Genomic DNA, 4,637 nt, shown 5'->3' with positions numbered 1-4,637 from the left:
ATTGCAACATTGTCTGACAGTGCTAGAATTATTGTCAAGAAATAGATAATTTATTAAATAAATTATCTATTTCTTGACAATAATTCTAGCACTGTCAGACAATGTTGCAATACCGTCTACTACAACTCGGTCGTTAGGCGCAAGTCCGTTTGTAACAACGTATCTTTTGCCATCAGGCGTAGCAGCAACATCTATAAGAGTTTGAACAGCTATAGAATCACTAACAACTTTATAGATGAGCAATTTATTTTGTTTGGTCAATGTAGCTGCCTGCGGTACAACAAGAGCCTTTTCAATGTGCTTAGGAATCAAAAGATTTCCGCTGAAACCACTACGCAAAAGACCTTCAGAATTAGTAAATTCAGCTCTTAAGTTTACAGAGCCGGTAGTTACATTCACCTGACCTGATATCGTTTTAATAACTCCTTTTTCCGGATACATTGTTCCATCAGCCATTCTCAGCGATACCTTAGGCAAATTCTTTATCTTTTCAGCCTGATTTTTTCCCGGCAAGTTAGCTAACAAGGAAACAAGATCTTTTTCATTCAATGAGAAATAAGCAAACACACTTCCTATGCTCGAAACTGTAGTTAAAACATTTGAGTTATTAACCAAGCTTCCTTGACGAAAGGCGATGGTTCCAACAACTCCATCAACAGGGCTTGTCACATTTGTCCAGCCTAATGTTGCATTAGCATTTGCCAAAGTAGCCTCAGCCTGGTTCTTTGTTGCCAGAGCCACATTGTATGCATTTTGATAAGTTGCCAACTGTGTTGTACTAACAATGCCTTTGTCTGCCAATGGTTTAATTCTGTCTACATTCAGTTTCGCTGTTTGTAACTGAGCTTCGGCACTGGCAACTGCAGCCTTCGCTGTTGTTACAGCCTGGATAGCTGAAGGCGAGTTAATCTTAAACAATGCTTGCCCTTTTCTTACTACAGACCCCTCGTCTATATAAATAGCATCAATAAATCCATCTATACGCGGTCTGATCTCAATATCTTCCTGGCCTTTGATAGTAACCGGATATACAGACTCCAGCTCTACACTTTCTTCACTTAGCACGGCTGTTTTATATTCTTGCGGTGCCGTATTAGTCTGCGCAAAAGGATTGGCTCCTCCACCACAAGATGATGTTATAACCATTAGAGCCATTGCTCCAAAAACAATCTGTCTTAAATTCATACCTAATCAATATTTAATTACCTGTTGTTACTTTATTAAATCGTTCTATTTCTTGTAAAAGAATCTGTAATTGAGTTTTCAGTGCTTCACAATCAATATTCTCAAATAATAAGCTTTGCCCTTCCCTTACTTTAGCAATAGCTCTTTCGAAGAGTTCCGAGCCTGATTTGGTCACTTCCACAATTCGGGCTCTGGTATCTGTTGCACTTTCCCTCCTACTTATAAGGCCTTTCTTTTGAAGATTTCTTAATATAGTAGAAGTAGTCATAGGATCAATGCCTGTCTCTTGCGACAGAATAATTTGTGTAGCTTCAGTATTTTCTCTCGACATATGATAGATCGCTCCAAGCAACTCCAATTGTGACCCTGTTAGACCAAATTCACCTAACAGGCGGAGCTTCCCTCTCTGCCAATATTTAGAAACTTTCCAAATTAAATAACCTATATCATCATTGGAATCTTCTAACTTATTACAATTTCCCACCATTCAATAGTTTTTATATTTCGGGACAAAAGTAATAAGCACACTTATTATAAGCGCACAATGCAACCAAATTAATTTACAATATTAACGTTTTTTAAAAAATAAATAACATTCATTTACAAAAAAAATGCCTTTTCGCTATTATAATTTACGAAAAGGCGCTCCCAGTAAGAGAATACAAAATTTACTATTTTACATTTTCCTTGATATATACATCAAAAATATCACTTCCGGAAGATTCTTCAAATATTGTGAGATCAAAATATTTGACAATGCCAATAAAGTGATTTACTATTTCTGATAATATAAGTTCATATTCGGCCCATACGGTGGTATTAGTAAAGGTGTATAGTTCTATTGGTAACCCTTGAGGTCCGGGAGGCAATTGTCTTACCAGCAAAGTGAGGTTTTTATCAATCCTAGGATGGTTGCGTAAATAATATATCCCATACTGAAGAAACAAGTCACTATTTGTTATCCGATACATATTCGATAATAAGCCCTCCCGTTTAGGCATCTTCAAAAATTCCTTTTGTTTAGCTGTGATATACTCTTTTAGCCCATCAATCTCTTTATACTTCTCCAGCTCATCATCGGTTAGAAATCGTATTGTATTATGTTTTATGTTCAGTGCTCTACGAAAACGTCTTCCTCCCGAATCCTGCATTCCTCTCCAGTTTTGGAACGAGTCGGAAATCAAGGCATAAGTAGGTACGGTTGTTATTGTTTTATCAAAATTTCTGATTTTAACGGTTGTAAGATTTATCTCTTCTACATTGCCATCTGCACCATATTTGTTCATCGTAATCCAATCACCGATTTGAACCATATTATTCGTTGTAACTTGAATACTCCCGGCAAATCCCTTTATTGAATCTTGGAATAATAACATCAGAATAGCAGAAGCCGCTCCCATCGCAGCAAAAAATGTGGTAGCCGACTTGCCTGTGAGGATAGAGTAGATAACAACGGCTCCAAAAATAAACAATACGATTTGAACAACCTGAAAATAACTTTTCATAGGTTTGTTCTGGAAAGCAGGCTTTTCTTGCAAAACACCACCAAATGACCGAACAATTGACATTATAATCCAGATAACCATGAATACCATATATACATCCGTAGCTTTAAGCATCGGAGTAATCATTGTATGGAAATCATAAAATATCACGGGAATCGTCCCCCTCACAAAAGAATAGGGGCCTATCAACGCAAGATAATGCGGCAACCTGTTTTCTATTGTATAATTAATAAAAGATAGTTTTGTTATATTAACCGCTCTATGAAAAACAAAAAGCAATATCCTCCTTAATAAGTATTGCAAGCACAATACTATTATTACAACTAATGCAAATAACACAATCAGTTTGGTATATATTATCCCTTGTTCGGGAACGCCCAATCCTATCAAAAAATCTTGTATCCATAGAGCAATAGTTTTGGTTATCGAACCTGCTTCAGTCTGTATCTCCTTTGAATCCATTTCTATCATTTTATTACCTTATTTGTATTAAAATCCAATCTTCATACTTCAAAACACATAAATATATGAAATAATTCGACTTCTTCTAAAACTATTATCTCCTAAATTTTATAAAATTGCATGTTCACAACAAATATAAAAAGCCTAAATCTAACAAAAGTATATAGTATAAAAACTAAACAAACCTTAACCTTTTTTAAGGTCGAACAAGAGATAGGCAAAGAAACAAAATTCATTAAATTATCGTTAAGATTGTATTATCCTTTCTCCGCTCGATCTATAATCAGACGATCTTCTACAAATCTTTTCCGTAAGAATAAAGCAAAGACACAGATAAGATTACACAACAAATGTGAATAGAATATATCGTATCACTATTCTTATTAATCTATAAATAAACTATCTTTGCGCCTGAAAATTACTAATCGAAAAACAATATACTTATGAAACCAACCTTGTACGTACTTGCTGCCGGCATGGGAAGCCGTTATGGCGGATTGAAACAACTTGACGGTCTTGGTCCCAATGGCGAAACCATTATGGACTATTCGATCTACGATGCTCTTAGAGCTGGATTTGGAAAGATAGTTTTTGTTATCAGAAAATCATTTGATAAAGAATTTCGTGAAAAGATTATATCCAAATACGAAAAGCATATACCGGTAGAAGTAGTATATCAGGAATTAGACAACCTACCTGAGGGTTTTACACTACATCCCGACAGACAAAAGCCTTGGGGTACAAATCATGCTGTGATGATGGCTAAGGAGGTTATACACGAACCTTTTGCTGTAATCAACGCTGATGACTTCTATGGACGCGAAAGCTATGAAATACTAGCAAAACAATTAATAGCAATGAACGGAACTGAAAACCATTATTGCATGGTTGGATACCGATTAAGCAATACCTTGTCGGAAAGTGGTGCTGTAGCTAGAGGTGTTTGCGAAACAGATAACAATCATTTTCTGTCGAGCATCGTAGAACGTACCCACATCGAGCGCAAAGACGGTGTTATTCAGTACAAAGATGCAGAAAACTATTGGTTCGAATTACCTGAAAATGCTCCCGTTTCGATGAATATGTGGGGCTTCACTCCCGACTATTTCGAACATTCTGACAAGTACTTTGTTAAGTTCTTAGAAGCAAATGAAGGAAACCACAAAGCAGAGTACTTTATCCCGCTGTTAGTAGATCATTTGATTTTGAACAAAACAGCAGACGTTAAGGTATTGGATACTCCATCCAAGTGGTTTGGTGTGACATATGCTGAAGATAGAGATGGAGTAGTAGAAAAGCTTCAAAAGTTAGTAGTAAAAGGTGAATATCCGACTCCTTTATGGAAATAAACCTAAAAGGTTATTTTATACTATTTTGAAATCTTTTATCACTATTTTTTGTTACTTTTGCATAGTAATCTATAGGTGACAACACGAATTAACGAGATTTGTACACCTTGGATAGCAAAAGTAACAAAAAATAGTG

4 protein-coding genes are annotated in these 4,637 nt (G+C 35.9%); 1 reads left to right on the top strand and 3 read right to left on the bottom strand.

The annotated features are described in order from the left end of the window. Positions 1-66 precede the first annotated feature (66 nt). From LDB17_RS04285 to LDB17_RS04275, 3 genes are all read right to left on the bottom strand, one after another. Entirely contained in the window at positions 67-1,185 is a 1,119-nt protein-coding gene (locus tag LDB17_RS04285) for an efflux RND transporter periplasmic adaptor subunit (RefSeq protein ID WP_252636730.1), read from the bottom strand. Between the two features lie 13 nt (positions 1,186-1,198). Beyond that, positions 1,199-1,672: a MarR family winged helix-turn-helix transcriptional regulator gene (locus tag LDB17_RS04280; RefSeq protein WP_135105064.1), complete on the bottom strand. Its 474-nt coding sequence runs from the start codon at positions 1,670-1,672 to the stop codon at positions 1,199-1,201. 184 nt (positions 1,673-1,856) lie between these two features. Beyond that, positions 1,857-3,152 (bottom strand): mechanosensitive ion channel family protein, encoded by a 1,296-nt coding sequence (locus LDB17_RS04275; protein WP_252636731.1) that lies wholly within the window; start codon positions 3,150-3,152, stop codon positions 1,857-1,859. 443 nt (positions 3,153-3,595) lie between these two features. On the opposite strand from LDB17_RS04275, the gene LDB17_RS04270 reads away from it, so the two are divergent. Continuing rightward, the gene (locus LDB17_RS04270) at positions 3,596-4,501 is read left to right on the top strand and encodes a sugar phosphate nucleotidyltransferase (RefSeq protein WP_252636732.1); all 906 of its coding nucleotides are present in this window, start codon (positions 3,596-3,598) and stop codon (positions 4,499-4,501) included. Positions 4,502-4,637 lie beyond the last annotated feature (136 nt).

The sequence above is a fragment of the Dysgonomonas sp. Shenzhen-Wh21 genome (genome assembly GCF_043392705.1).
In the GTDB taxonomy this organism is placed as follows: domain Bacteria; phylum Bacteroidota; class Bacteroidia; order Bacteroidales; family Dysgonomonadaceae; genus Dysgonomonas.
The sequence above is the reverse complement of the archived record's forward strand: the minus strand, read 5'-3'. Positions and strand labels throughout refer to the sequence as shown.